At 33.5% G+C, this 25,129-nt stretch carries 28 protein-coding genes; 16 read left to right on the forward strand and 12 right to left on the reverse strand.

Annotation, left to right across the window (positions count from 1 at the left end):
- Nucleotides 1–83: 83 nt before the first annotated feature.
- Together Q0941_RS01380 and Q0941_RS01385 are read left to right on the forward strand one after the other, a co-directional pair.
- Nucleotides 84–1,163 carry a DMT family transporter gene (locus Q0941_RS01380; protein WP_299290615.1) on the forward strand — a complete coding sequence of 360 codons (1,080 nt, stop codon included), beginning with the start codon at nt 84–86 and terminating at the stop codon, nt 1,161–1,163.
- A 176-nt stretch (nt 1,164–1,339) separates the two neighbouring features.
- The gene (locus Q0941_RS01385; protein ID WP_299290617.1) at nt 1,340–2,185 is read left to right on the forward strand and encodes a TrmB family transcriptional regulator; all 846 of its coding nucleotides are present in this window, start codon (nt 1,340–1,342) and stop codon (nt 2,183–2,185) included.
- Between the two features lie 103 nt (nt 2,186–2,288).
- Here Q0941_RS01385 and Q0941_RS01390 read toward each other — a convergent pair whose 3' ends face one another.
- Complete coding sequence (locus Q0941_RS01390; protein WP_299290619.1) at nt 2,289–2,690, reverse strand: DUF2203 domain-containing protein; 402 nt, start codon at nt 2,688–2,690, stop codon at nt 2,289–2,291.
- A gap of 71 nt (nt 2,691–2,761) precedes the next feature.
- Between Q0941_RS01390 and Q0941_RS01395 the strand changes: the two genes are divergently transcribed.
- Together Q0941_RS01395 and Q0941_RS01400 are read left to right on the forward strand one after the other, a co-directional pair.
- Entirely contained in the window at nt 2,762–3,040 is a 279-nt protein-coding gene (locus tag Q0941_RS01395) for a hypothetical protein (RefSeq protein WP_299290621.1), read from the forward strand.
- Nucleotides 3,037–3,435 carry a pyridoxamine 5'-phosphate oxidase family protein gene (locus Q0941_RS01400; RefSeq protein WP_299290623.1) on the forward strand — a complete coding sequence of 133 codons (399 nt, stop codon included), beginning with the start codon at nt 3,037–3,039 and terminating at the stop codon, nt 3,433–3,435. The genes Q0941_RS01395 and Q0941_RS01400 overlap by 4 nt, the downstream gene beginning before the upstream one ends.
- Here Q0941_RS01400 and Q0941_RS01405 read toward each other — a convergent pair.
- Nucleotides 3,428–3,799, reverse strand: coding sequence for a two-component system response regulator (locus Q0941_RS01405; RefSeq protein ID WP_299290625.1), 372 nt, complete (start codon nt 3,797–3,799; stop codon nt 3,428–3,430). The two genes, Q0941_RS01400 and Q0941_RS01405, sit on opposite strands and share 8 nt — an antisense overlap.
- Before the next feature lie 188 nt (nt 3,800–3,987).
- Between Q0941_RS01405 and Q0941_RS01410 the strand changes: the two genes are divergently transcribed.
- The gene (locus tag Q0941_RS01410) at nt 3,988–4,266 is read left to right on the forward strand and encodes a peptidylprolyl isomerase (RefSeq protein ID WP_299290627.1); all 279 of its coding nucleotides are present in this window, start codon (nt 3,988–3,990) and stop codon (nt 4,264–4,266) included.
- A gap of 2 nt (nt 4,267–4,268) precedes the next feature.
- On the opposite strand, the gene Q0941_RS01415 is transcribed toward Q0941_RS01410, so the two are convergent.
- The gene (locus Q0941_RS01415; RefSeq protein WP_299290629.1) at nt 4,269–4,415 is read right to left on the reverse strand and encodes a hypothetical protein; all 147 of its coding nucleotides are present in this window, start codon (nt 4,413–4,415) and stop codon (nt 4,269–4,271) included.
- Between the two features lie 108 nt (nt 4,416–4,523).
- On the opposite strand from Q0941_RS01415, the gene Q0941_RS01420 reads away from it, so the two are divergent.
- Nucleotides 4,524–4,799, forward strand: coding sequence for a hypothetical protein (locus Q0941_RS01420; RefSeq protein ID WP_299290631.1), 276 nt, complete (start codon nt 4,524–4,526; stop codon nt 4,797–4,799).
- Here Q0941_RS01420 and Q0941_RS01425 read toward each other — a convergent pair.
- Complete coding sequence (locus Q0941_RS01425) at nt 4,796–6,292, reverse strand: DEAD/DEAH box helicase (protein WP_299290633.1); 1,497 nt, start codon at nt 6,290–6,292, stop codon at nt 4,796–4,798. The genes Q0941_RS01420 and Q0941_RS01425 overlap by 4 nt on opposite strands.
- 457 nt (nt 6,293–6,749) lie before the next feature.
- On the opposite strand from Q0941_RS01425, the gene Q0941_RS01430 reads away from it, so the two are divergent.
- Genes Q0941_RS01430 through Q0941_RS01460 form a run of 7 tightly spaced genes read left to right on the forward strand, consistent with a single transcriptional unit; the run spans nt 6,750 to nt 14,259 of the window.
- Nucleotides 6,750–7,235 carry a cytidine/deoxycytidylate deaminase family protein gene (locus tag Q0941_RS01430; RefSeq protein WP_367277455.1) on the forward strand — a complete coding sequence of 162 codons (486 nt, stop codon included), beginning with the start codon at nt 6,750–6,752 and terminating at the stop codon, nt 7,233–7,235.
- A 4-nt stretch (nt 7,236–7,239) separates the two neighbouring features.
- Nucleotides 7,240–9,798 (forward strand): DNA-directed DNA polymerase I, encoded by a 2,559-nt coding sequence (locus Q0941_RS01435; RefSeq protein WP_299290637.1) that lies wholly within the window; start codon nt 7,240–7,242, stop codon nt 9,796–9,798.
- An 8-nt stretch (nt 9,799–9,806) separates the two neighbouring features.
- Nucleotides 9,807–10,088, forward strand: coding sequence for a SemiSWEET family transporter (locus Q0941_RS01440; protein WP_299290639.1), 282 nt, complete (start codon nt 9,807–9,809; stop codon nt 10,086–10,088).
- 36 nt (nt 10,089–10,124) lie between these two features.
- On the forward strand, nt 10,125–10,781 hold the full coding sequence (tpiA, locus tag Q0941_RS01445) for a triose-phosphate isomerase (RefSeq protein WP_299290640.1): 657 nt from the start codon (nt 10,125–10,127) through the stop codon (nt 10,779–10,781).
- A gap of 32 nt (nt 10,782–10,813) precedes the next feature.
- On the forward strand, nt 10,814–13,468 hold the full coding sequence (ppdK, locus tag Q0941_RS01450) for a pyruvate, phosphate dikinase (RefSeq protein WP_299290642.1): 2,655 nt from the start codon (nt 10,814–10,816) through the stop codon (nt 13,466–13,468).
- A gap of 36 nt (nt 13,469–13,504) precedes the next feature.
- Nucleotides 13,505–14,062: a CBS domain-containing protein gene (locus Q0941_RS01455; RefSeq protein WP_299290644.1), complete on the forward strand. Its 558-nt coding sequence runs from the start codon at nt 13,505–13,507 to the stop codon at nt 14,060–14,062.
- Entirely contained in the window at nt 14,062–14,259 is a 198-nt protein-coding gene (locus tag Q0941_RS01460; protein ID WP_299290646.1) for a hypothetical protein, read from the forward strand. The genes Q0941_RS01455 and Q0941_RS01460 overlap by 1 nt, the downstream gene beginning before the upstream one ends.
- Nucleotides 14,260–14,280: 21 nt before the next feature.
- On the opposite strand, the gene mce is transcribed toward Q0941_RS01460, so the two are convergent.
- Genes mce through Q0941_RS01485 form a run of 5 tightly spaced genes read right to left on the reverse strand, consistent with a single transcriptional unit; the run spans nt 14,281 to nt 20,147 of the window.
- Nucleotides 14,281–14,679 carry a methylmalonyl-CoA epimerase gene (gene mce, locus Q0941_RS01465; protein WP_299290648.1) on the reverse strand — a complete coding sequence of 133 codons (399 nt, stop codon included), beginning with the start codon at nt 14,677–14,679 and terminating at the stop codon, nt 14,281–14,283.
- Entirely contained in the window at nt 14,680–16,281 is a 1,602-nt protein-coding gene (locus Q0941_RS01470) for a methylmalonyl-CoA mutase (protein WP_299290650.1), read from the reverse strand.
- 6 nt (nt 16,282–16,287) lie between these two features.
- Complete coding sequence (meaB, locus tag Q0941_RS01475) at nt 16,288–17,205, reverse strand: methylmalonyl Co-A mutase-associated GTPase MeaB (protein ID WP_299290652.1); 918 nt, start codon at nt 17,203–17,205, stop codon at nt 16,288–16,290.
- Nucleotides 17,206–17,248: 43 nt separating this feature from the next.
- On the reverse strand, nt 17,249–17,656 hold the full coding sequence (locus Q0941_RS01480; protein WP_299290654.1) for a hypothetical protein: 408 nt from the start codon (nt 17,654–17,656) through the stop codon (nt 17,249–17,251).
- Nucleotides 17,649–20,147 (reverse strand): M1 family metallopeptidase, encoded by a 2,499-nt coding sequence (locus Q0941_RS01485; RefSeq protein ID WP_299290656.1) that lies wholly within the window; start codon nt 20,145–20,147, stop codon nt 17,649–17,651. Before Q0941_RS01485 ends, Q0941_RS01480 begins: the two co-directional genes overlap by 8 nt.
- 201 nt (nt 20,148–20,348) lie before the next feature.
- Between Q0941_RS01485 and Q0941_RS01490 the strand changes: the two genes are divergently transcribed.
- Both Q0941_RS01490 and Q0941_RS01495 read left to right on the forward strand, forming a co-directional pair.
- Nucleotides 20,349–20,900 (forward strand): hypothetical protein, encoded by a 552-nt coding sequence (locus tag Q0941_RS01490; RefSeq protein WP_299290752.1) that lies wholly within the window; start codon nt 20,349–20,351, stop codon nt 20,898–20,900.
- A 41-nt stretch (nt 20,901–20,941) separates the two neighbouring features.
- Nucleotides 20,942–21,364, forward strand: coding sequence for a cobalamin B12-binding domain-containing protein (locus Q0941_RS01495; protein WP_299290657.1), 423 nt, complete (start codon nt 20,942–20,944; stop codon nt 21,362–21,364).
- Between the two features lie 9 nt (nt 21,365–21,373).
- On the opposite strand, the gene ilvC is transcribed toward Q0941_RS01495, so the two are convergent.
- The 3 genes from ilvC to Q0941_RS01510 all read right to left on the reverse strand — a co-directional run bounded on the left by ilvC (nt 21,374) and on the right by Q0941_RS01510 (nt 24,012).
- Nucleotides 21,374–22,372 (reverse strand): ketol-acid reductoisomerase, encoded by a 999-nt coding sequence (ilvC, locus tag Q0941_RS01500; RefSeq protein ID WP_299290659.1) that lies wholly within the window; start codon nt 22,370–22,372, stop codon nt 21,374–21,376.
- Nucleotides 22,373–22,530: 158 nt separating this feature from the next.
- On the reverse strand, nt 22,531–23,061 hold the full coding sequence (locus Q0941_RS01505; RefSeq protein ID WP_299290661.1) for a nicotinamide-nucleotide adenylyltransferase: 531 nt from the start codon (nt 23,059–23,061) through the stop codon (nt 22,531–22,533).
- Nucleotides 23,062–23,091: 30 nt separating this feature from the next.
- The gene (locus Q0941_RS01510; protein ID WP_299290662.1) at nt 23,092–24,012 is read right to left on the reverse strand and encodes an EF-Tu/IF-2/RF-3 family GTPase; all 921 of its coding nucleotides are present in this window, start codon (nt 24,010–24,012) and stop codon (nt 23,092–23,094) included.
- Nucleotides 24,013–24,174: 162 nt separating this feature from the next.
- Here Q0941_RS01510 and Q0941_RS01515 point away from each other — a divergent pair, with 162 nt between their 5' ends.
- Nucleotides 24,175–25,017 (forward strand): TrmB family transcriptional regulator, encoded by an 843-nt coding sequence (locus tag Q0941_RS01515; protein WP_299290664.1) that lies wholly within the window; start codon nt 24,175–24,177, stop codon nt 25,015–25,017.
- Nucleotides 25,018–25,129: the final 112 nt, after the last annotated feature.

A 25,129-nucleotide genomic window follows, 5' to 3' on the forward strand; every position in this document is an offset into this window, starting at 1 on the left:
GAAAAAAGAATCTACGCACGAAATTTCCAAAATTGGCAAGATATGCCTATTAAGGATCAACTGATTTCCAAATATGGGAATCATTGATTTCACAAAGGCTCAGTAAAAGTAAATCCAAGTATGGATATTATCTCATCGTAATAGCGGCAGCATTAGCTGCACTTGTGCACGTAATTTCAAAACCCATGCTTGAACATTCAGAAAATATGATAGAAATCAACCCAATTGTCTTGGCATTTTTAGTTTATTTCATAGGAGGAATGTTTTTCACACCAATATCTAGAAAGACTCATTCTATTTCCAAATTTGGAAAAAAGGATTGGATTTTCATGAGTGTTATTGGAGTTACAGAAGTGGCAGCACTCATTGCTTATTTTTACGGTCTATCAACAGCAACTGCAGTCAACGCATCTATCTTTAGCAATAATGAAATTATTTTCTCACTTGTAATTGCAATGCTGATATTCAAAGAAAGATTACGCATGAAAGAATGTATTCCATTTTCTATGATTGTTGTAGGCATGATGATTATCCCAATAGGTAATGATCTTGTGCAAAACAATTTCAGTTTAGGACATATGGTAACAGGTGACTTGTTAATTGTATTATCAGGAATACTATATGCAATCGATATTACATTATGCAAATACATTAGCGATAGATTTGATGCAAGAAGAGTAACACAAGTAACATCATTCATTTGTGCAGCAGTAGCCGTATCAATGATTGTTGTTTTAGAAATTCCATTTGATGTGGATTTGATGCAATTACCAGGAATAGCAGTCATTTCGATTTTAGGAACTGGAATGTCTACATTATTCTTCTTAATGGCCCTAAAGATGATAGGTACAGTAAGAACAGTGTTGTTGTATTCGACTACAGCAATGTTTGGTGTAATATTTTCGGGAATATTTCTTGGAGAAGCAATAACTATGCTTGACATTATTTCATTGGCGCTTGTGCTTGGTGGAATCTACATGTTAAGGAATAAACTTGCAGCAACTGAAGAACATGGACCTGAGGAAGAGAAACAAGTTCTAGAACACGAGGCGCCTCCAAGAAGATCAAAATCTAGGAAAAGAGCAAAATTCACGCCTAAAATTTCAGTTCGGAAGAGAATTGAAGATGAGGTTATTTTCCAAGGTTGGGTAGGAGCAGGTTAGTTATTCCCACTCATTTCAAAAAAAGAAAATTAGTGTTAGTAAAATTTTATTTCTAAATTATTTTTTAAAATTTTAAAATTTTTTACGCACAAAAATTTTAGAAATGTAGCTGTTTGTAATCATTAGTATACAATTGAACGATCAGTCTTTTAAACAAAAAAAGCAAATTTCCAACTATGGAAATAGCACCAAATACAGTTCAATTAGGCATGTTTCCAGTAGATCGTGCAGATTTTGAAGAGATTAAAGAATACCTAACAACATTTGGATTAACTCCTAATCAGATCAAAGTCTTTTTCTATATTGGAAAGATTGGTGCAAAAACAGCTTCAGACATTGCAAAGGCAGTAAATGTTCCAAGAAGTGAAACATATCATCTTCTAACTGCACTTCAAAACAAAGGAATCGTGGAAGCATCATTCCAACACCCAATTCAATTTTCAGCATTACCAATTAAACAGGCTGTTAATGTTCTTATTAGAACAGAAACAGAACGATTAAACAAATTAAAGAAATCAGCACCAGAACTCGAAAAAATTTGGAGTAAAGTTCCTGAAGCTACTACACAACAAGATGATGATGAGGAGGAAAAATTCAAGGTCTTACAGGGAGGTAATCAAGTAAACAGTAAAATTTTTGACATGATTCTAAATGCTAAAAAAGAATGTAGAATTTTAGGTTCAGAAAAGGATTTCATGAAATTTTATCATGCCAACTTTTTAGAAGCATTAGAAGAAAGAGAAATTGATTACAAATTACTAACACCAATTTCTAAAAAATCAATGCACATTTTTGAAGACATTGAAAAATCAAAAATCAAAAAATTATGCTCATCAGTTAAAGAAAATCTCTGTTTCTTGATTAAAGATGATGATGAAGTTCTATTCTTTATCAAAAATGAAGGCAACAATAAAGAAATGAGAGCAATTTGGACAAATTCTGAGACAATTATCTATTCAAAGGCATTATTGTTCAACAGTATTTGGTCAAAAACAGATTCAAATGAGGAGGAATTTCAATGACCAGAAGATGTAGTTGTGGTTTTTCTTCAGAACATAAAGAAGAATTTTGTATCCATATAGTTGAAAATTGGAACAACGTTAGATCAATGTGTGTAATTCAAAATTAAACTAGAGATTCATCATCAACTTCAATTGGTTTTCTACCCATAAAACCAGAATCTTTTTCATGCCAAAATTTTATTTCGGTTTCACCATATTTCCAACAAAGCCAAACTTCTTCATCAAAACGTTTTGAAGGAAAATCAAGTAATCCTTGATCAATACTTTTTACAACCACACCAGTATTTTCTAGAATTTCAACAGATTCATAGAATTTTGTGATTGCAGAATTAAGTTGCTGTTTTAGTGTAACATATTCTTCAAAGGTGTTTGTAGTAGATACGCTCATTTGCAATTGTTGTTCTAATTTTTTTACTTCATTTTGTTTTGCCAATGAATATTCATATTTTTTAATTACATCAGGAAGTGCTTCATTTGCCTCATTTGTAGTAAAAAAGCAAAACATAGTCTTGCTGAAAAATTGTTAATTAAAAATCTTAGGCGCAGATTTATTAGGAATTTGCTCAGAAATGACTCATGAGTGAAGATCAGCTAGAGATGTTAATTACGCAGACAATTAACGGTGCAATTGCAACAATTCCATCATATCTTGAAGAAATTGAAGAAAACAAAGAAATTTTGAAAGTTGATAATCCTAAAGAATTTGTGTACGGAGTTGTGATGGGCATGGCATTAGGAATGAGTGGTGCAATTCTCAGTGCACAAAAAGAGATGCCAACACAAGAAGATCAAATCAAAGTAAGAGATATCGTATACAAGTACATTCCAGATATCAGAGAAAAGATTTTCAATTGACAGAATTTACATCTAAAGAAATTACATTCTTAGAATCAATGGAAGAAGCAAGAATTGCTACATCACATAATGATATTCCACATGTAAAGCCAGTCTCATTTGTATTTCATAGAGATGCAATTCTTGTTGCCACAGATTACAAAACAAGAACTTATGAAAATATCAAAGTAAATTCCAATTCAGGTATCGTAGTAGATATTTACAAACACGGTGCGCATAAAGCAGTTTGCGTTCAAGGTCCTGTGGAAATAATTGAAAATGGGCCAGATTTTGAAGAATATTATAAAATTTTTTACAAAAAATTTGAATGGGTGAGAAAAGACCCATGGAAAGAAAACGAAGCCCCTTTTTTGAGAATTAATCCAAAAAATAAGATCAGTTGGGGAATTAACTAAAGGGAACTTCTTCTTGTTCTACCTGAGACAATAAGGATTGAACAGAAATTGGTTTTTTCAAGATGGTGCGTATTCCAAGATTCAGTAGTTCTTGTTCCTGATAAGCACTCATTTCCAAGGCACTAACAATTACAACTTTAGATAATTCAGATGGGCGTCGTGCTTTCAAATCAAGTAAAAAATCAACGCCACTGTATTTTGGCATACACATGTCTAGCAAAATCAAATCATAGGTCTTGTTAACAGCTAGTTCCAATCCTGCACGACCATCAGAAATACTATCAAAATGATAATTTTTTGTAGAAAGAATATCAGCAAATATCTGACTAATCTCTTGCATATCCTCTACATGTAAGATTCTCACACATTACATATCAGGATAAAATTGATAAGAGAAAGTTTGCCCATTTGAACAAACTAGAAGATTTATCTGAAAAATGTTTTTCTCATTAATTATCAATATTTCTTATTCAAGTATTACTATCGTTTTGAACTATGGGCTTCAATTTGGGAATTGATAACAAATAAACGCAATTAATAATTCTGAAAATCATGTCAAACAAAATCAAATGTTCACACATCCTAGTGGCAAAGCAAAGTGAGGCCCTAGCAGTTTTAGATAGAATCAAGGCAGGGGAAAAATTTGGAAAATTAGCAAAGGAACTGTCAACAGATACAGGAAGTGCAAAAAAAGATGGAAATTTAGGCTATTTTACTAAGGGAATGATGGTAAAACCATTTGAAGAGACTGCATTCAAATTACAAGTTGGAGAAATTTCAGAACCAGTGAAATCCGAATTCGGATATCATATTATCAAGAGATTTGGATAAATTTACAGATTTTTTGCTTTCTTTATTTTATCAAGGTCATCATTGATTTTTTGACTAATTTTTTCATAATCAGAATGAATTTCTTTATGCAGTTTCTTTTCTTTTTGTAACAAATTTTTCATTTCTTTTGATTGATCTTTATCAGTCATACATGTAAGTTCGTGGATAGAGTTTAGAAGATTATTATCAAATTCCATGCCTAAAATACCAAAATAAAATACACAACATTTTTTTCAAGAAGAAATTAAAAATTGAACATGACAGTTATTACAGAAAAAGTGCTAGATGAGTTATTAGATTACTTAGAAAAATCAATCAACAATCTTGCAAAAGAATCATTTGAAAATTTGGAGCTTGAAGGAGGGTTTCAAGGAGTTCAGAATTTTTTAGACAATCAATTTGACATAAGATTAGAAAATCTGCTTGTTGCAAAAAAGAGTAGTACACATCACTTAGAATCAGGAATTAAAAATAAAATCATTCAACGTAAGGCAAAAATCATGAATGATATTGCAAAAGAATATCAAAATTAAAGAAAGGCATCAAGACCAGATTGTTCTTGATTCTTTTCAAGAACTTTAGTCATTTTATTTCCCATAGATTTTGCTGCAGTCATTTTTCTTCTTCCAATCCAATAGTATGTTTCATCAATAGTGTTTTTGGCAATGAGAACAACTAGTTTACCAGTATCCTTTCTTCCAGTTCTTCCACGTCTTTGAACAAAACGAATGGAGCTAGGAACATTATCATAAAAAATTACTTGATTGACTTCTGCAATATCGAGGCCCTCTTCACCCACTCTAGTTGCAATTAAAACATCAAACTCACCATCACGGAATTTTCTAACGGTTTCAATTTGCTTTTTTTGTTTTAATCCAGTTTCACCAGCTTTTCCAATCAGAATTCCAGCTGAAACTCCCATCTCAGTTAGTTTACTAAAAATCAAATCTACAGAATCCCGATAACTAGTAAAGATCAATGCTTTTCCAGGGACAGATTCGATAATTTCTTTTAGTTTTGGAATTTTAGAGTGCTCAATTCCTCGTGATTGTGCTTCTTTTGCCAAATGAACAGCCCTTGTAAAATTTGGATCAACCTCAAAGAGTTCTTTAACCCCAGCACCTTTTTTGGCCTGTGCACGCTCACAAAATTTCAAGAAAGGAGTAATGCCATGTGCTTCTAAGATGTTTAGAGCATAATGAATTCTAATTGCAGTAAACAGTGGTTTTGCAGAACGTCGATTTTGATTTAATACAAATTGTCTAATTCGCAATAATGCAGACAATGATTGTTGCTCTGCTAATTTGATACCATTTTTTCTTAGTGTGTCGTATCTTTCATCTAACGCAATTTTCAGTAATGTTTGAATTGATTTGAGTTCTGGTGGAAGTTCAACATTAATCCATTCAGTGTTAGTTTCTTGAGTATAGGGTTTTACATCAGGGCTTTCTTCTGTACGTTCTGCAACACTAGATATTCTCAATTTGGTTAGAATTTCAGTTGCTTTTTCTTTTTCACTTGGAAGTGTAGCAGTCATGCCAACTATTCTAGCAGAATTATTTTCAAATCGTTCAGCAATTCCAGAATATGCGTAATCGCCTACAGTTCTATGTACCTCATCAAAAATCACAAGTGAAAATTGTTCAGAAGAAACAATCTGTCTGTCTAAATCATTTTTTGCTATTTCAGGAGTAGCACAAATTACACTATTGTTCCAAAGTTTAGTTCTTTTTTGAACAGTATCTTCGCCAGTAATTAATGAAATATCATCTAAAGTAAGATTGTTTTTTAAAAATTCATAATGTTGGTTTACAAGAACACGTGTAGGTGCCAAAAATAAAACACCACCTGTTCCTTTGGATAGATACTCAGCTATCACCTGTAATGCAATTGCAGTTTTTCCTAGTCCAGTAGGTAAAACTACAATACAATTTTCATCAATGGCCTGATTTGCTAAATTAACCTGATAATCTCGTTTTTCAATAGAATCTTTCTGTACATATTTTCTCTCAATATACTGAGTCAATTATAGAAAAATCCAAATTTACAGATTTTATGCTTTCGTGTTGTAAAAGACTAGTCAAAGCTCAATATTGAAAACATCAAAGAATTGAGCCTAAAAAGACAAGAAATTGATGCTAATCCAGCTTTTTCTTTAATTTGTTGACTAAGGCTGTCTTTTCACTAGGATGCTTTTTCAGTAAATGCTCATGATTTTTTTGTGAACACTATATCCAGTTCAAAGATTTTTTAGTCTTTGTTCTTTTTACAGGATTTTGAAATTTTTGTGGATGATGCTTGAGATTAATAACTTGCTATTAGCCAAATCACCTAAGGGATTTGATAGAAGATTGTTCAAACATTATTCAAAATGACAGACAAACTGATCGGCAAGCAAATTTTGATAACGTGATCCATATATTGAACAGAACTAGAACAACTGTGTGACTACATTTGAGAGACCCAATTGGGACGAATATTTCATGATTCAAGCAGAATTAGCAAAATTAAGATCAAATTGTATGACAAGACAAGTCGGTGCAGTAATTGTACGGAATCATAGACAATTAGCAACAGGGTATAATGGAACACCTCCAGGAATTACAAATTGTTTTGATGGCGGATGCACTAGATGTAAATTAAGAATGGAGGGGAAAATGGAAGCTGGAGCATCATTGGATAGATGTCTGTGCAATCATGCAGAAGCTAATGCTATAATGCATTGTGCCATATTAGGAATTGAAGCTGGAATTGAAGGAGCAATTCTCTATACAACATTTGTTCCATGTTTAGAATGCTCGAAAATGGCAATAACAATTGGAATAAGAAAATTTGTGTGTCTTGATTCATATCCGGAAACAGACTTTGATTTGCTTCGAGAGGCAGGAGTGGAAGTCGTTCAATTAGATAAAGAGAAAATTACAAAATGGGTAAAAAAACTCTCAACTAATCACGAAAAATCTGAGTGATAAAATGCAAGTTAATTTAGCAGAAACACCAAAAATTGAAACTATGCCACCATCAATGTTGGTATCTGCAACATATGATAACAATTCAAAATCAGCAGTTTTGAAATTTTACGAGCCTGAATCTCAAAAATTATTCCTATGGAAAGATGAAATTGGGCACAAACCATATTGTTATTCTAGATTATCACCAGATGAGTTAGATTTTCTTCAAGAAAGAGATGATATTTTAGAAATTAAAACAGTACAACGTTATGATTTAATCAAAGATAAAGAAATAGACATGTCACAAATTATTGCTGCTGATCCGTTAGCTATTGGAGGAACAGCAGGAGACAAGAGTATTAGAAACATAATTGAGACATGGGAATCTGACATCAAATATTATGAAAACTATCTTTATGATAGAAAATTAATTGTTGGAAAATATTATGAGGTCAAAGATGGAAAAATCATTCAGCATGATTTAGAAATTTCTGATGAAGTAAAAATTGCTTTGAAAAGTTTGCTATGGGACAAAGTCGATAGTGAAAAGATGGTAGATGCTGAAGGATTTAAAAAATTTATTTCAGAATGGGCAGATTTACTCAATCAGCCAATTCCAAAAATTAAACGATTAAGTGTGGACATTGAAGTTGAAGCTGAAATTGGCAGAATTCCAGACCCAAAAGTTGCAGAGAAAAAAATTACAGCTATAGGTCTTAAGGGAAGTGATGGATTTGATCAAATATTTGTTCTTAGAACTACAGATACTGAAGAAGGAAAAAATGAATTAGATGAAAACATCAAAGTGGTGTTTTATGATTTAGACAAAGAAAAAGAAATGATAAAAGATGCCTTTGAGATAATCAAGAGCTTTCCTTTTGTAGTCACATACAATGGTGATGAATTTGATTTACCATATCTGTTTAACAGGGCTGAAAGGTTAGGAATTCCAAATTCTGAAAACCCATTTTACATGATGAGGGATTCTGCAACACTCAAACAAGGAGTTCATCTTGATTTGTACAGAACATTATCAAATAGATCATTTCAAATCTATGCATTTAGCCAAAAATACACTGATTTTTCATTAAACAGTGTCTCAAAAGCACTTTTAGGAAAAGAGAAGATAGACTATGGCTTAGAATTTGACGAACTTACGCTATATCAGACAGCCAATTATTGTTACAATGACGCTCTGCTGACCTACGAATTAACCAGTTTCAACAGCGATTTGTTGATGAATCTACTTGTAATTATAGCAAGAATAGGTAGAATGCCAATTGATGATATTGCCAGAATGGGAGTATCACAGTGGATTAGAAGTCTACTCTACTATGAGCACAGACACAGAAATTGCTTGATTCCAAAACGAGAGGAACTTCAGAGAAGATCAGAAGGAGTAATGTCTGATGCAGTAATCAAGGATAAAAAATATCGAGGAGGGTTAGTTGTTGAACCAAAAGAAGGAATTCATTTTAACGTAGTTGTAATGGACTTTGCAAGTCTGTATCCAAGTATTATCAAAGTTAGAAATTTGTCTTATGAAACGGTTAGATGTTCACATGAAGAATGTAAAAAGAATACAATTCCTCAAACAAACCATTGGACATGTTCTAAAAGAAACGGATTAACTTCAATGATCATTGGATCATTAAGAGATTTAAGAGTAAATTATTACAAGAGCTTATCTAAAAAAGAAACATTAACTGATGCACAAAGACAACAATACACAGTAGTTAGTCAAGCACTTAAGGTCATCCTAAATGCAAGCTATGGCGTAATGGGTGCAGAGATTTTCCCATTGTATTTTCTTCCAGCAGCAGAAGCTACCACTGCAATTGGAAGACATACAATTTTAGAAACTATCAAAAAATGCGAAGCCGCAGGAATCGAAGTTCTATATGGAGATACAGATTCATTATTTATAAAAAATCCAACAGAAGAACAAATTAAAATTGTTATTGAGCAAGCAAAAAAAGATCATGGCGTAGATTTAGAAATTGATAAAACATACAGGTATTGTGTATTAAGCAACAGAAAGAAAAATTATCTTGGAGTTACAAATTCAGGAAAAGTTGATGTCAAAGGACTAACTGGAAAGAAATCCCATACGCCTCCATTTATCAAAAAATTATTCTATGATTTACTAGAGGTACTATCCAAAGTTGAAACAATTGAAGATTTCGAGAAAGCAAAAAAGGATATTTCAGCAAAAATTGCAGATTGTGGAAAGAAAGTAGAGGCCAAAGAAATCCCATTAGAAGATTTAACATTCAACGTTATGCTCAGTAAGGCACCTTCAGAGTACGTAAAGACAATTCCTCAGCATATTCGTGCTGCAAAACAACTTGAAACAATCAGAGAAGTCAAAAAAGGAGACAGAATTTCATTTATCAAAATTCTCAACAAACCAGGAGTAAAGCCAGTAGAAATGGCAAAGAAAGAGGAAATTGATTCTAAAAAATACATGGAGTTTATGGAATCAACATTAGAGCAAATCACATCTTCAATGGACTTGGACTTTGATACAATTTTAGGAAAACCAAAACAAACAGGTTTAGACGAATTCTTTTGGAATTAAGATAAGAAATGGAAGTAGATCCAACAACATTAACAATCCTAGGAATTGCGGCAGGAATTTTAATTCTAACTGGATGGGTAGAGCAAATCTACAAAGGATTCAAAACAAAGAGTCTAAAGGATGTTTCAAGATTTTTGATGATTTTCATTTCGGCAGGGGCAATTCTTTGGTTAATCTATGGTTTCATTGTTAATGATATTTTTATCATTGGCACAAATATTGCAGCCATTGTTTTGATGATGATTGTGTTGGGAATGAAACGAAGATATGATAAAAAAATGGAACAATAGTGAAAGGTTAATTACAATCAAAAGGAGCCAAAAATTATGTTCATAATAAACTGTAAAAATTACGAGGAAATTTCAGGTGAAAAAATTATCAAATTTGTCAAAACTGCAGAAAAGATTTCAAAAAAATACAAAGTAAAAATCGCAATTGCGCCCCCACAACATCTCATTGGAGTAGTGTCAAATAGTTCAATTCCAATTCTTGCACAACATGTAGATGATTCAAAGGTTGGTAGTACAACAGGATTCATGGTTCCAGAACTGTTAAAAAAATCCAAAGTGAATGGATCATTAATCAATCACAGTGAACATAGAATTGATTCTAAAACAATTTCAAAATTAGTTGCAAAACTAAAAGATCTAAAAATGATTTCAGTATTGTGCGTAAAAGATGTTGCAGAGGCAAGAAAATATTCAAAATTAAATCCAGATTACATTGCAATTGAGCCTCCAGAATTAATCGGATCTGGAAAAGCAGTATCAAAAGAACAGCCAGAATTAATTGAAAAAGCCGCAAAGGCTGTAAAAAGTTCAAAAAATAAAACAAAACTTCTCTGCGGAGCAGGAATTGTATCAGGAGAAGACGTATCCAAAGCAATTGAGTTAGGATCTAAAGGCATACTTGTTGCCAGTGGAATTGTCAAAGCAAAGAACTGGGACAAGATAATGTCTGAATTTGCCAAGTCAATGGTTTAATACCCCCTTTTTGGGATTGGTTAATCGTAAAAATGAAACCAGTATATGCGTTTGAAGAAGCAGATAGCAAAAAAAGAATGCTGTTAGGAGGAAAAGGAGCTGGATTAAGTGAAATGACCAGATTAAAGCTTCCAGTTCCACCAGGATTTACAATTACTACTGAGGTTTGTAACAAGTATTATGAAAATGGCAGAAAACTTCCAAAAGATGTAATGCCATCAGTTATGAAAAATATTGAAAAAATAGAAAAAAAGACAGGTAAAAAATGGAATTCAACTAAAAATCCATTACTAGTTTCTGTTCGTTCTGGTGCAGCAATTTCAATGCCAGGAATGATGGATACAATTTTGAATTTAGGATTAAATGAAAAAACAGTAGAAGGGTTATCTGAGCAAACAAAGAACCCACGTTTTTCATGGGATTCGTATAGAAGATTCATTCAACTATTTGGAAAAGTTGTCTTCGGAGTCAATGATGAAAAATTTGATCATGTTCTAGATTCTGCAAAAGAAAAACAAGGTGTAAAAGACGATAGCCAACTAAGTGTTGCATCATTAAAGAAAATCGTATCAGAATATAGAAAAATTTGTGAAAAACACACTAAAAGAAAATTCCCAGATTCACCAAATGAACAATTAGGATTAGCAATCGAGGCTGTCTTTAAGAGTTGGATGGGAGAAAGAGCAATAGTTTATCGTGAGAAAAACAACATTACAAAAGACATTGCAAATGGTACTGCTGTTAATGTTGTAACGATGGTATTTGGAAACATGGGTGATGATAGTGCTACAGGAGTAGTTTTTACAAGAAACGGGCATAATGGTAAAAAAGAGATTGAAGGCGAGTATCTAATTAATGCACAAGGCGAAGATGTTGTTGCAGGAGTTAGAACTGGAAAAAATGTTGCATTACTAAAAAAAGAGATGCCAAAATCTCATAAAGAATTAAGCAATGCTTGTGCCAAATTAGAAAAACACTTCAGAGAACCACAAGATATTGAATTTACAATTGAACAAGGAAAATTCTACTTGTTACAAACTAGGACTGCAAAGATGAGTGCAGGGGCATTAGTTAAAACATCAGTAGACATGGTAAAAGAAAAATTAATTGATAAAAATAAAGCACTTACAAGAATTCCTGCACAACAATTAGAAGCATTACTTCATAGAACAATGGATGAATCTAAACTCAAAAACTTCAAACAACTTGCAAAAGGTATTGCAGCATCTCCAGGTGCAGCAAGCGGAATTGCTGTGTTTGATGTCAAAAAGGCAATTGAGTTAGGAGAAGCAGGAAAAAAAGTAATTCTAATTAGAAAAGAAACAAAACCGGAAGATGTTCCAGCATTCTTTTCATCAGAAGGAGTACTAACCAGTTTAGGTGGAAAATCATCTCATGCTGCAATCGTTTCTAGAGGAATGGGTAAACCATGTATTGTTGGATGTTCAGAATTAAAAATCGATTATGACAAAAACATTTGTTTTGCAAATGGTAAGACAGTAAAAGAAGGACAAACAATTTCAATTAACGGAAGTGTAGGAACTGTATTCATTGGAGAAGTTCCAACAGTAGAGCCTAAAGTCACAAAAGACTTTGAACAAATTTTAGATTGGGCACAAAAAACCAAAGTTCTAGGAATTAGAGCAAACGCTGATACTCCAGAGGCAGCAAAACTTGCAAGAAAGTTTGGAGGTCAGGGAATTGGCCTATGTAGAACTGAGAGAATGTTCAATGCAAATGACAGAATTGGTCTGTTTGTAGATATGATTATGGCAGAAAACGCTGAACAGAGAGCCAAAGTGCTAAAGAAATTAGGACAATTACAAAAAAGTGACTTTAAACAAATTCTCAAAGCAATGGAAGGGTATGAAGTAACAATTAGATTACTTGATCCGCCATTACACGAATTCTTGCCAAATCCTGAAGAATTATCAGAAAAGATTCAGAAACTAAAAGCAAAGAAAGCAACAAAAGAAATCAAAAAGGCAGAAGTTGTTCTAAAAAGAGCAAGAGAACTTGCAGAAGTCAATCCAATGATGGGCCATAGAGGAGTTAGAGTTGGAGTTACATACCCAGAAATCTATGAGATGCAAATTCAAGCAGTCTTTGATGCTCTAGTTGATTTAACAAAACAAAAAGTAAAGGCACATCCTCAAATTATGATTCCACAAATTAGCAGTATTGCAGAACTAAACCACATTAAGAAAATCTATGATTCAATTAAGAAGGAAACTGAGAAAAAACACAAGATGAAATTGAAAATTAACTTTGGAACGATGATTGAAGTTGTAAGAGCAGCTTTGACATCAAATGAACTTGCTTCAACTGCAGAATTCTTTAGTTTCGGAACAAATGATCTTACACAAGGAACATTTAGTTTCAGTAGAGAAGATGTTGAAGGAAAATTCTTGCCAGAATATATGGAAAAAGAATTACTCGAAAGAAGTCCATTCCAATCAATTGACGTAAACGGTGTTGGTAGTCTAATGAAAATTGGTATTGCTAATGGTCGTGGAATAAGAAAGAACATGGAAATTGGCATTTGTGGAGAGCATGGAGGAGACCCAGATTCTATAAAATTCTGCCACGGAGCAAAACTCAGTTATGTCAGTGCATCACCACACAGAATTCCAATTGCAATAGTAGCAGCAGCACAAGCAGCAATTGAGCAGCCTAAAAGAAAATAATACATTTTAAAACTAACCACTTTAATTCAAAACTAAATGCTTCCAAGAATCGATTCCATAAAGCAAATTCGTCAAAAAATTGGAATTACACAAAAAAAACTTGCAACGATGACTGGTGTTAGTACTTCAATGATTAATCAAATTGAATCAGGTAGGAGTCAACCAAGTTATGATACTGCAAAGAAAATTTTTGATAATCTTGCCAAATTAGAAGGAGAATCATCATCTCATACTGCAGGAGATTTTTGTAGTAAAGATATTGTAAAATTAAAACCATCAAACACATTACATGATGCCATCAAAAAGATGCATCAATTATCAATTAGTCAAATTCCAGTTTTCAGTGGTGCTGATGTGGTAGGCGTTGTATCTGAAGACGGAATTGTAAAACATCTTGCAGATTTGGGAGAAGCAGAACTAAAGAAAGCAAAATTAGCAGACACTATGGATCCTGTTCCGCCAATAGTAGATTTTGAAACACCTGCAAATGTTTTGGTGCCATTAATCAGATATTCAAAATGTATCCTAGTATCAAAGAAATCAAAGATTGTAGGAATCATTACAGCTTCAGATACACTAAAGATGATGGAATGATGGACGAATCTGAAAAAATAAAGCTAGATCATCAGAGAAACAAATCAGATATTGTCAATTTAGTCAAAGAGATGTTTCGATTAAACAAATGGGGAGATGGAGAATACAAAATCAAGCTAGAAGAACTAGTGAAGAAAGATGAAAAACTAGTTCAAGATGTAATAAAAAAGATCAAACAAGAAAAAGGACTAGAATAGATTTAGAATTATTCCTAAAAATTACTCTTTAGGATGAGCACAAAGTTCTGCCAAAACACCGTGAAGTGATTTTGGATGAATGAATGTTACCTTTGTTCCTGCAGAGCCAGGACGAATCTTGCCTAGGAATTGAACACCACATCCTTCCATTCTCTCAACTTCATCTTCAATGTTGTCAGTTTCTAATGCCATGTGATGTAGACCTTGTCCTTTTTTCTCTAGGAATTTTTTGATAGGACTATTGTCATTTGTTGGCTGCATTAATTCTACACGACCATTTTCTAAATGAATAATTGCAACTTTAACACCTTCACTCTCAACTGTTTCAAATTCTACGCTATCAACACCTAGTGCTTCTTGATAGATTTTGGCAGATTCTTCAACATCATTTACTGCAATAGCAATATGATCAATTTTCATCTAGAATACCTCCTTTGGACGGTATTCACCGAAGACTTCTCTGAATGTATTACTAATTTCACCAGTAGTTGCAAATGCTTTAGCTGCAGAAATAATGTAAGGCATCAAATTCTCATCAGTGTCAGCTGCACTTTGCATAGCAGATAGTGCTTTTTCTAATTTCTTTGAATCTCTTTCTGCTCTTAATTTCTTGAGTGCTTTCTTTTGTTGAATCTCAACTTTACCACCAATTCTAAGTAAATCAGGTTGTTTTTCTTTTTCAGCATACTTGTTTACACCAACAAGAATTCTGTCACCATCATCAGTTTCTTTCTTTAGACGGTATGCATTTTGTCTAATTTCAGATTGGAAGAATCCCTTTTCGATTGCTTTTACAGAACCACCCATTTTTTGGATCTTTTTCAAATATTTCCAGACACCATCTTCAATTTGGTCACATAATTCTTCAAGATAATACGAGCCTGCAAGAGGGTCTGCAGTCTTTGTAATACCACTTTCATGTGCAACAATTTGCTGTGTTCTAAGTGCAATTTTTGCAGATTCTTCAGTTGGAAGTGCTAGTGCCTCATCTCTAGAATTGGTGTGTAGTGATTGAGTTCCACCAGCTACTGCGGCCATTGTTTGAATTGCAACTCTTACAATATTGTTATCAGGTTGTTGGGCAGTAAGTGATTCACCACTTGTTTGTGTATGGAATTTTAATTGTAATGAACGTGGGTTTTTGGCATGGAACATTTCTTTTAGTATTTTTGCATAAACTTTTCTTGCGACTCTAAACTTTGCAACTTCTTCAAAGAATTCGATTGTACAACAGAAGAAGAAAGATAATCTTGGTGCAAAGTCATCTATTTTCAAGCCTTGATCAATACAAGTCTGAATGTATGCAATGGCGTTTGCTAATGTGAATGCAACTTCTTGAGTGGCAGTACAACCAGCTTCTCTCATATGATAACCAGAAATTGAAACAGGGTACCAGGAAGGAACCTTTTGTGCACAATATCCAATCATGTCACCAATTAATCTCATTGAAGGTTGTGGTGGATAGATGTAGGTATTTCTTGCAATGTATTCTTTGAGAATATCATTTTGAGTTGTTCCACGTAATTCATGGCTTTTGAAACCTTGTGATTCACCAACTGCAATGTAATATGCTAACAGAGTTGATGCTGTGGAATTAATTGTCATTGAAGAACTAACTTTACCAAGTGGAATACCATCAAAGGCAGTCATCATATCTTTAATAGATGTAATTGATACACCAACTTTACCAACTTCACCTTCAGCTTGTGGAGAATCAGAATCATATCCAATTTGAGTTGGCAAATCAAATGCCATACTAAGACCAGTTTGTCCTTTTTCAAGCATAAACTTGAATCGTTCATTAGTTAGTTTTGCATCTCCAAACCCAGAATACTGACGCATAGTCCAGAATCTATCACGATACATTCCAGGATGAATGCCTCTAGTAAATGGGAATTTACCAGAATCTTCGGTTGGACGTTTCTTTGATGATTTTTGATAAATTCGTTTTACTGGAAAATTTGAATCAGTGAAAACTTTCTTTTCAGGTTCTTTTGGTTTTGTTGCTTTCTTTGCTGCCATATTTCATCACTTTAACAACGATTTTGTTATTTTATCTCCTGCTTGATAAGGGTCCATAGTTTTTGATTGTAATTTTGTAAGATATTTTGAAAATGTTTTGTCTGATTCCAACATATCATCAATCTTTTCATTAATGTTATTTAAAACAATATCTTTTAGTTCGGCTTCTAATCGTTCTTGGTCTTTCTGTTTTTTAATTTTCTTTTTAACTATCATCATATCTTTGAGGGTTTTTGCAAATTCTTTAATTCCTGTATTTTTCTTTACAGAGGTTTTTAGAATAGGAGGATTTTTCTCAGAATCACCAATAAAATCCCTAACTGCATCAAAGAGTTGATTTGTTCCACTCAAGTCACTTTTGTTAACAAGATAAATGTCACCAATTTCTGTTAGTCCAGCTTTGATTGTTTGAATGCTATCACCAGTATGAGGATTAAAAACAACAACAGTGATATCAGCAATATTTGAAATTTCAACTTCAGTTTGTCCTGCACCAACACTTTCAATTATTATTGGATTGAATCCAGCATATTCTAAAACGCGGATGCTATTTCGTAATGAACGGGAAACTGCACCTGTTGCACCACGGGATGCAATACTTCGGATGTATGTTCCAGAATCAGTAGATTCTGTCATTCGAACTCTATCACCTAAGATTGCACCACCAGTAACATGACTGGTAGGATCAACTGCTAAAACTGCAGGTTTTGTGCGTAGTTTTTTCATTGCAACAGCAGTTTTGTTAATCAAAGAACTTTTTCCTGCACCTGCAGGTCCAGTAATTCCAATGATACTAGAGTTTCCAGTATTTTTGTAAATTTTCTTTAAGAGTTTTTTTGCTTCCTTTGGATCGTTTTCAACAATTGTTATTGCCTTTGCTATGGCACCTCGTTTTCCTTTCTTTAGGTCAGCAAGCAAGTCCAATACAAACTAGACTTCAGAGGTGCAATAAAATCTTGTTTCTGATCTACGGAACAGAGTAAATTACTGGAGGTGAGGGTTCGCCGTATGGACGAATCTCAGTTTTGATTTGTACATGACCAAGTTCAGAATGCTCAACCTCTAATACAACAGGATGAACTTCCCATCCATATTTTGGAGAAGCAGGGAATGGGATAATTTCAATAAACTCATGTTCAGAGAAACTTTTCTGAAAGGTTTCTTCCATTCCAAGAATTTCCATTACAACGGATTCTGTTTGTTCAGATTTATCAGAAAATGAAACTTCGATGTGACCAGTATCATAGTAAACAGCATTCACGTCAAATGTCTGACGATAGACATCTTTGTCATCAGAGTCTCCACTTGTGAGTAATAAGATTGCTAGTACTGTAAACACTCCTAGAAAAATAGGGGCCCCGAGTTTTTTAGCCATTGAATTCTTTTCTCATTTTTCTCATGAACTTTGAATTAATTCTAATACGTTCCAGAGTTTGTGCCTGAGTTCTTTCTGTTCCAGGAGTAGGATTCTTTTTGAAAAATTGTTTGATTTCTTTTTCCATAGAGTCATCAGCTACAGATGAAATGCTTGCAACAATTCTGTTAAACAAAGGATTTCCATGTCCAACTTTTTTATTTAATTTCTTCCAGTTTTTCTTTAACCATGGCCACAATACTTTATCTCCATAAGGATTTGCAGCAACTTTCATGATAGGTAATTGCATATTTTGAGAACGAACTTGAGAAGTTTGTGAGAAATTTAGTGATTTTATCAACAAGGATGGAGTTTGGAAGCTGCACATTGCACCTAAGAAACGTAATTTTTCTTCCATGGTTTTTGCATTTTTGTATAGTTTAACTAATTGTGAATGAGTGGCAGAGTTTCCATTCCAAGCTGCAATTGAGCAAATTGGTTCTATCAAATCCGGAGATAATGTGCTAGGAGATTTTAGGAATTTATTGTAACGTCTTAAAGCTTCCTCAGTTACATATTCATCATTCATTTTTCCTAATGCAGAAATTACAAATGAACGAAGTAATGCATCTGTGTGTTTATCAGAAGATTTTGCCTCCCAACCAAGATTATGTAAAATTTTTCTAAAGTAGTTAATTGCATAATCTTTGATTTCATAAGAGAATTTTTCATTAAATGCTCTAAAGTACAATGAACCAAGATTGTGGGCAACATTTACTGATGCAAGATAACTATCTTCTTCAAAATATGCATCTGAAAAGTCCAAATAGTTTCTAACATCCTCATCACCAGAAACACATAGAGAGAAGAGATCATTTTGTATTGCCCACCTGTCTATTGCAGGAAGCTTCTTTTCATCTACAAGCATCTTGAGATCAAGTAATATTCCTTCATCGTATTTGACACGATAGAATCCCTTTCTTCCAAAATTAACAACAAAACCCACAGTATTTTTTGGGATTTTGACGTTAGTCACTTTCTTTGTAACAAGTTTTTTTGAAATTTCTTTGTCAAGACCAATGGAAAGAGGAATTGACCATAAACCCTTTGAGAATTTCTTGTCATGCTCTAAGAGATACCTTTTTTGTTTTAATTTTAGATTAGTTCCATCTTGAGTAACTTCAACAAGTGGAAAACCAGGCTGCTTTAGCCATGTATTGACCATAGAAGAAACTGGCATTTTTGATGCCTTTCCAATTGCTTTCCACAAATCTTCACCTTCAGCATTTTTGTATTTGAAATCTGAGAGATATTTTTTGAGACCCTTTCTGAAATTTGGTTCTCCAACATAATGTTCAAGCATCCTCAAAACACATCCACCTTTATCATAAGATATGGCATCAAAAATTTCACGAATTTCAGCAGGGGAATTTACTTTAACATCAATTGGATGAGTTGTTTTTAATGAATCAAGCCCCATTGCCACATTCATTGCATCTTCAACAAATTGATTCCACAAATCCCATTCAGGATAGAATTTATCAACAAATTTTGTTGCCATAAAAGTTGCAAAGCTTTCATTGAGCCACAAATCATTCCACCATTTCATGGTTACAAGATTTCCAAACCATTGGTGTGCAATTTCATGAGAAATTACTTCAGCAATGAATTGTTTTGTTCTAGTAGATGATGTTTTTGGGTCATACAAAAGAATAGTTTCTCTAAATGTAATTGCTCCCCAGTTCTCCATTGCACCTGCTGCAAAATCAGGCACTGCAATCAAGTCAAGTTTTGGCAGAGGATATTTTATTCCAAAATATTTTTCATAAGAGGTAAGTAATTTCTTTCCTAATTCAAATGAGAACTTTCCTTTTGTTTTATTTCCTTTAGTGGTAACAACACGGAGTTGTATTTTTCCAATTCTTCCTGTAAGATATTCAAATTCACCTACACCAAGATAAATCAAATATGTTGAAACAACAGGGGTTTTTGCAAAGTGATACAGAGTTTTAGAACCAAGTTTCTTTTTTGATTTTACAGGCATGTTTGAAATTGCTGTAAATTTGTTATCAGCAATTATTGAAATATCAAAAGTAGCCTTGGCTTCAGGCTCATCCCAACATGGGAATGCACGTCTAGCATCAGCTGCTTCAAATTGTGTGGTTGCAAGATATTTTGTTTTTCCACCTTGAGAATATTGACTTCTATAGAATCCCAGCAATCTATCATTTAAGATTCCTTGAAATTCAAGGTCAATTGTGACCTTACCTTTAATTTTTTGAAAAAGTTTGATTTGTAATTCTTCTTTTTTCTCATTTTTTTTGAAGGACGATTTTATTGCCTTACCAGATTGAGTGACAAAACAAGTTTTGATCTTGATCTCAGCACAATTCATTGAAATTACTGAAGTAGATTTTTTACAATTTACAGAAATTTTTTCAGTACCATCAAAAATGAATTTTTTTAGATCAGGCTCAAAAGTTAATTCGTAATTAATTGGAGTAACGTCCACAAGAAAGTGATTTTGTATAGCCCTTAAGAATATTTTCTATGACTTACGATGGGGATAAAGCAATTCTATTTTAAAGAAAAATTACAATTTCTTAAGGAAAATGACGAAAGACAGGAATACCCTAGTAAACCAACTTTATAATGTCCCAAGTTAGAAAAAGTTACGTTGGATTCAGACACTATCAAAAGTCAGAAACATCCTATGAAAAAAGAAAAGACACGCAGTGTGACATATCGTCTCCCAGTAAAACTAGTTGAAGAAATTGAAACTGAAGCCATGAACAATAATGTATCCCATAATGTAATGGCCAGACAAATTTTAGAGAAATATATTCAATGGGATAGATTTGCTAACAAAATTGGAATCATACCAGTCCCAAAGAAAATTTTGGATATTTTGGGAATCGACATGTCTGCTGAGGACATTAATGAAGTTATCAATGTCATAAAACCAGTAATCAAAGATACAGTTCTATTCATTAAAGGAGGATATGATTTGAAAAGATGTATTGAGACATTAGAAGATTACATGAGAGCATCTGGAATGAAATCAGACCACAGAGTAGAAGGACCATTACATCACTTTATTATCCAACATGAATTGGGAAGTAACTGGTCTAAATTTACTGAACAATTATTGCAAGAGATTTTCCATGAATTCTTGCCAGATGTAGAAATGAAATGTGAATCAACAGAAACTACAGTCATTGCAACAATTTCACTAGGCGAAGATTTTAACGAACACGAATACTGAAAAATAAAGCTTTTAAAATATCTGCTAATACGATAATCATTATGAAGCAAAAAACTGCATCAAGAAGTGTCAAAATTCTAGTAGCAAAATTAGGACTAGATGGACATGATAGAGGTGCTCTTGTTCTATGTAGAGCATTTAGAGATGCAGGAATGGAAGTAATCTATTCAGGATTATTTGCTACTCCAGAAAGAGTTGCACAAATTGCAGAAGATGAAGATGTAGATGCAATTGCTATGAGTTTACTTAATGGTGCACATGGAACATTATTTCCAAGAGTCGTAAAGGCCCTCAAAAAGAAAGGAATCAGAGATGTTCTCGTTGTTGGAGGAGGAGTAATTCCAGAAATAGACCATAAAGAACTAATCAAATCAGGAGTTGATCACGTATTTGGTCCAGGTACACCATTACCAACAATTATTGATCATATCAATACAGGCGTAGTAAAATTAAGAAAAATATAAGAAAAAAGATTATTCTGTGGAATCAGGCCACATCATTTTACGCATTTCTTTACCAACTTTTTCAATTTGGTGTGCGTCATATTCTTTCATGTATTTGTCAAATGCATCTTTACCGTTCTTTTGATATTCAGAAATCCATTCGTTGTTGAATGTACCATCTTGAATCATAGTAAGGACTTTTTTCATGTTTTCTTTACTTGCAGCATCCATTACCATTGGACCACGAGTTAATCCACCATATCTGGCAGTCTCACTAACACGTCTCCACATTCCATTAATTCCGTATCTTTGAATCATATCTACAATGAGTTTGAGTTCATGTAAAACTTCAAAGTAAGCAATTTCTGGTTGATATCCTGCTTCAACTAAAGTTTCAAATGCATTTGTTACCATAGAAGCTGCGCCTCCACAGAGGTCTGCTTGTTCACCAAACCAATCAGTTTCTACTTCTTCTTTGAAAGTAGTTTTGATTAATCCTGCTCTTGCACTACCAATTGCTTTTGCAAGTCCTAAAGTTCTATCCCAAGCCTTTCCTGTAAAGTCTTGTTCAACTGCAACAATTGCAGGAGTTCCAAAGTTATCAAGATATGTTTCTCTAACTTTTGAACCAGGTCCTTTAGGTGCTAGCATGATAAGGTCAACATTTGATGGTGCTTCAATCCATTTCCAATAGATTGCAGCTGCATGAGAAAATGACAATGCTTTTCCTTCCGAAAGATTTGGTCCGATTTCATCTTTGTATACTTGACCTTGAATCATGTCTGGAATTAGTATGTGAATAATGTCTGCAGTTTTTGTTGCTTCTGCAACAGACATTACTTTGTGACCATCAGCTTCGGCTTTTTTCCAGCTATTACCACCTTCTTTAAGACCGATGATAACATTCAGACCAGAGTCTTTCATGTTATTTGCCTGTGCGTCACCTTGGATTCCATAACCAATTACAGCAATTGTTTGATCCTTTATTGGGTCAAGGCTGATATCGTTATCTTTCCATGTTTGTGCCATGATCATTTGCACAAATATTGCAAATATTAACTATAGAATCTAAATTTCAATGATTTTATCACAAGACCTGCATTTGACAGTTACTTTTTCACCAGGTAGACGGGTGAATCTCTTTGAACCACAATCAGGGCAAACTGGGCAAGCACGTACAGGTTCCATCAATGTTCAGTAGGATTGGTATCAGATTTAGAAATTACGGATAAGCGATTTTTAGCATTTATTTTATTTAGAAATTCAAATACGGCGTTAGGAACGCTGTCTTTCCAATTTTCATCATGAATTATCATGGAACGGATTTTTGTTGCATTGTAATCATTTCTATTCAAGAAATCAGGATTTGATACAGAGATATCAGAATCAGATAACAACATTGAGACATATTCATTTCCACTATACACCCTGTCAAATTTTGGAAGTGATGCTTTGAGATATGATGCCCATGTGGAAATGTTTGTTTGATTTTCTATTGCAATTAAAAAGCACTTGTTCAAATCAATGGAAGATTCTGTAAGAGAATTGTGAATCATTTCAATTCTTTCTCCAGCAGTGAAAGGATCTTTTTCTAGATAATTGAATTGAGAACTAGTGATGGCAATAATTACTTCATCACATTCATTTAGAATTTGTTTTACTAAATCCAGATGTCCTAAATGAAAGGGTTGGAATCTACCCATCATTAAACCGCGCATACAAAATCTAAAATCTAATTTTATTATAGTCTATTGGATTGCACCACTACCAAGAATCCTAATTGTTGGAGATTCTGGTTTCAAAATTACTGCAATCTGACCTTTTTTACAGATAATGGGTTTTTCAAAAGTTAGTTTTAGTGGTGAGATTGATGAGAATTTTGCTGCCTTTATTTGCAGGCCAACATTGACAAGACATCCCTGATTTTCTGAAATCTCACTTTTGTAAAAAGGGCTTTTTGTAAAATCAAGTTCTATTTCAGAGACAACATCACCTACTCCGGATTCAGAAATTATATCTCCACGTCCTACCTCATCAGGCTTGGCTCCCTTTACTGCCAAGCCTACCCTAGCAGGACACACAGATTCTTCTACAGGATCATCGTGCATTTGGATAGATTTTATCAAAACTTCAATGTCAGCAGGATATAATTTCAAATTATCATATTGTTTGATTTTACCATTTGTTACTTTGCCCAAAATTACAGTGCCAACGCCTTTAACATCAAAGCAGTGATCAATTACCATTTCAGAAGGGCCATCAGTGATTATTGGTTCTAATTTATCCATCTCTTCTTTGATTTTATCTTGGTCAACTTTAACATAATTTTCAACTACAGTTCCTTTGATCATTGCATCCAGTTTTGTCTCATCAACTTCAAATGTGTGAGAGAGTATCCCTTTGTCTTTTTTTAGAGAATCAAGAGCTATAATCTGCTCCCCAGTGAATTTATCAAGTTTGTCAACATGAAATATTACATATTCGGCCAAGTTTATGGCTTGAAACAAGGGTTGGATTTTGTCAGGAAACCCGCTTGGAGTAACCCAAGTCTTGATAATATCAGCTTCCTTCCTATCAAATAGAGAAAGATCAGTTACTGTTCCTTTTTTTCCAAAATCTGCAGCAATATCTTGTTTTCCTAACACTACAAAATTGACAGATTTTACCATGATGATTGCTTTTGAATAGACTTTATGAAGTTTTGAAATCCACTACGAAGTTTTTCGTAGGACTAAAAAATTTCTCAAATTACCATTTTGGAACCTGTAATCACTAATAATTTCCCCCGTTCATATATCAAACAAGATTATAGACATTATAGAACAATGAGTATGGGAGAATCAATCAACCTATTTGATAACGAAACAGACACAGCACTATACAAACACAAGATAACATTAGAAAAAATTAGAAACGAGTTAATTAATTTCGGACTAACCAAAAGTCAAGCCAAAGTTTTCATTTATTTAGGAAAATATGGCTCAAAAACAGCCTCAGAAATAGCAAAAGCCCTTCAATTACCCAGAACTGAGACATACCACCTAGTTAATTCATTACAAAATATGGGATTGGTAGTTGCAGAGTTGTCCCATCCAACAAAATATACAGCAATGGAGATGAATACAGCAATTTCAACTTTAGTCAAGCAAGAACAAGAAAGAGTAAACAACCTAGCAACAAAAGAAGAATCTCTTTCAGAAATGTGGAATCAAATTCCATTTTTTGTAGTAGAAACAGATGAATCAAAATCTGAAAAAATGCAATTACTACATGGTACCGGTCCAATTTCAAAGAAAATCAAAGATATGATTACTTCAAGCACAGAAGACTTCAAGGTATATGGAAGTGTTAGTGATGTTCACAGAATGTACTATTCAGAAATCTTTGATTGGGTAAAAGAATCATCTGCAGAATTCAAATTATTAATATCTCCAATGAATAACAAGCCAGATTTCCTAGAAGATTTGGATACTTCAAAAATAAAGACAGTAGATACGCCATCTGAGAACAAGTGTTTTATTATTAACGACAAAAAGGAAGTGCTCATTTTTATGAGAAATGCAAATCATCCAACCAGACAAATGTTTGCATGGTGGTCAGATTCCGAGACCCTGGTAGATATGATGCATACTTTGTTTGACCTATCATGGGAAAAAGGAGATTCAGTATATTGACTCAAACAGAAATTGACAGCTTGTTAGAAATGACAAATGAAGTTTTTCAAAAAATTAAAACCAAATTAGACACTAATTAGCAAGGATACTCAGACAAATCATTTGTAGAATC

This window comes from Candidatus Nitrosopumilus sp. (genome assembly GCF_028278985.1).
Taxonomy (GTDB): domain Archaea; phylum Thermoproteota; class Nitrososphaeria; order Nitrososphaerales; family Nitrosopumilaceae; genus Nitrosopumilus.

Coding starts and splice junctions, on each gene's coding strand:
- Q0941_RS01480 (WP_299290654.1), bottom strand. CDS start 17,656: ATGGCTAAAAAACTCGGGGCCCCTATTTTTCTAGGAGTGTTTACAGTA.
- mce (WP_299290648.1), bottom strand. CDS start 14,679: ATGAAAATTGATCATATTGCTATTGCAGTAAATGATGTTGAAGAATCT.
- ilvC (WP_299290659.1), bottom strand. CDS start 22,372: ATGGCACAAACATGGAAAGATAACGATATCAGCCTTGACCCAATAAAG.
- Q0941_RS01455 (WP_299290644.1), top strand. CDS start 13,505: ATGCTTCCAAGAATCGATTCCATAAAGCAAATTCGTCAAAAAATTGGA.
- Q0941_RS01505 (WP_299290661.1), bottom strand. CDS start 23,061: ATGCGCGGTTTAATGATGGGTAGATTCCAACCCTTTCATTTAGGACAT.
- Q0941_RS01440 (WP_299290639.1), top strand. CDS start 9,807: ATGGAAGTAGATCCAACAACATTAACAATCCTAGGAATTGCGGCAGGA.
- ppdK (WP_299290642.1), top strand. CDS start 10,814: ATGAAACCAGTATATGCGTTTGAAGAAGCAGATAGCAAAAAAAGAATG.
- Q0941_RS01510 (WP_299290662.1), bottom strand. CDS start 24,012: ATGGTAAAATCTGTCAATTTTGTAGTGTTAGGAAAACAAGATATTGCT.
- Q0941_RS01395 (WP_299290621.1), top strand. CDS start 2,762: ATGAGTGAAGATCAGCTAGAGATGTTAATTACGCAGACAATTAACGGT.
- Q0941_RS01390 (WP_299290619.1), bottom strand. CDS start 2,690: ATGTTTTGCTTTTTTACTACAAATGAGGCAAATGAAGCACTTCCTGAT.
- Q0941_RS01495 (WP_299290657.1), top strand. CDS start 20,942: ATGAAGCAAAAAACTGCATCAAGAAGTGTCAAAATTCTAGTAGCAAAA.
- Q0941_RS01460 (WP_299290646.1), top strand. CDS start 14,062: ATGGACGAATCTGAAAAAATAAAGCTAGATCATCAGAGAAACAAATCA.
- Q0941_RS01490 (WP_299290752.1), top strand. CDS start 20,349: ATGAAAAAAGAAAAGACACGCAGTGTGACATATCGTCTCCCAGTAAAA.
- Q0941_RS01385 (WP_299290617.1), top strand. CDS start 1,340: ATGGAAATAGCACCAAATACAGTTCAATTAGGCATGTTTCCAGTAGAT.
- Q0941_RS01515 (WP_299290664.1), top strand. CDS start 24,175: ATGGGAGAATCAATCAACCTATTTGATAACGAAACAGACACAGCACTA.
- Q0941_RS01470 (WP_299290650.1), bottom strand. CDS start 16,281: ATGGCAGCAAAGAAAGCAACAAAACCAAAAGAACCTGAAAAGAAAGTT.
- tpiA (WP_299290640.1), top strand. CDS start 10,125: ATGTTCATAATAAACTGTAAAAATTACGAGGAAATTTCAGGTGAAAAA.
- Q0941_RS01410 (WP_299290627.1), top strand. CDS start 3,988: ATGTCAAACAAAATCAAATGTTCACACATCCTAGTGGCAAAGCAAAGT.
- Q0941_RS01420 (WP_299290631.1), top strand. CDS start 4,524: ATGACAGTTATTACAGAAAAAGTGCTAGATGAGTTATTAGATTACTTA.
- Q0941_RS01430 (WP_367277455.1), top strand. CDS start 6,750: ATGATTCAAGCAGAATTAGCAAAATTAAGATCAAATTGTATGACAAGA.
- Q0941_RS01415 (WP_299290629.1), bottom strand. CDS start 4,415: ATGACTGATAAAGATCAATCAAAAGAAATGAAAAATTTGTTACAAAAA.
- Q0941_RS01435 (WP_299290637.1), top strand. CDS start 7,240: ATGCAAGTTAATTTAGCAGAAACACCAAAAATTGAAACTATGCCACCA.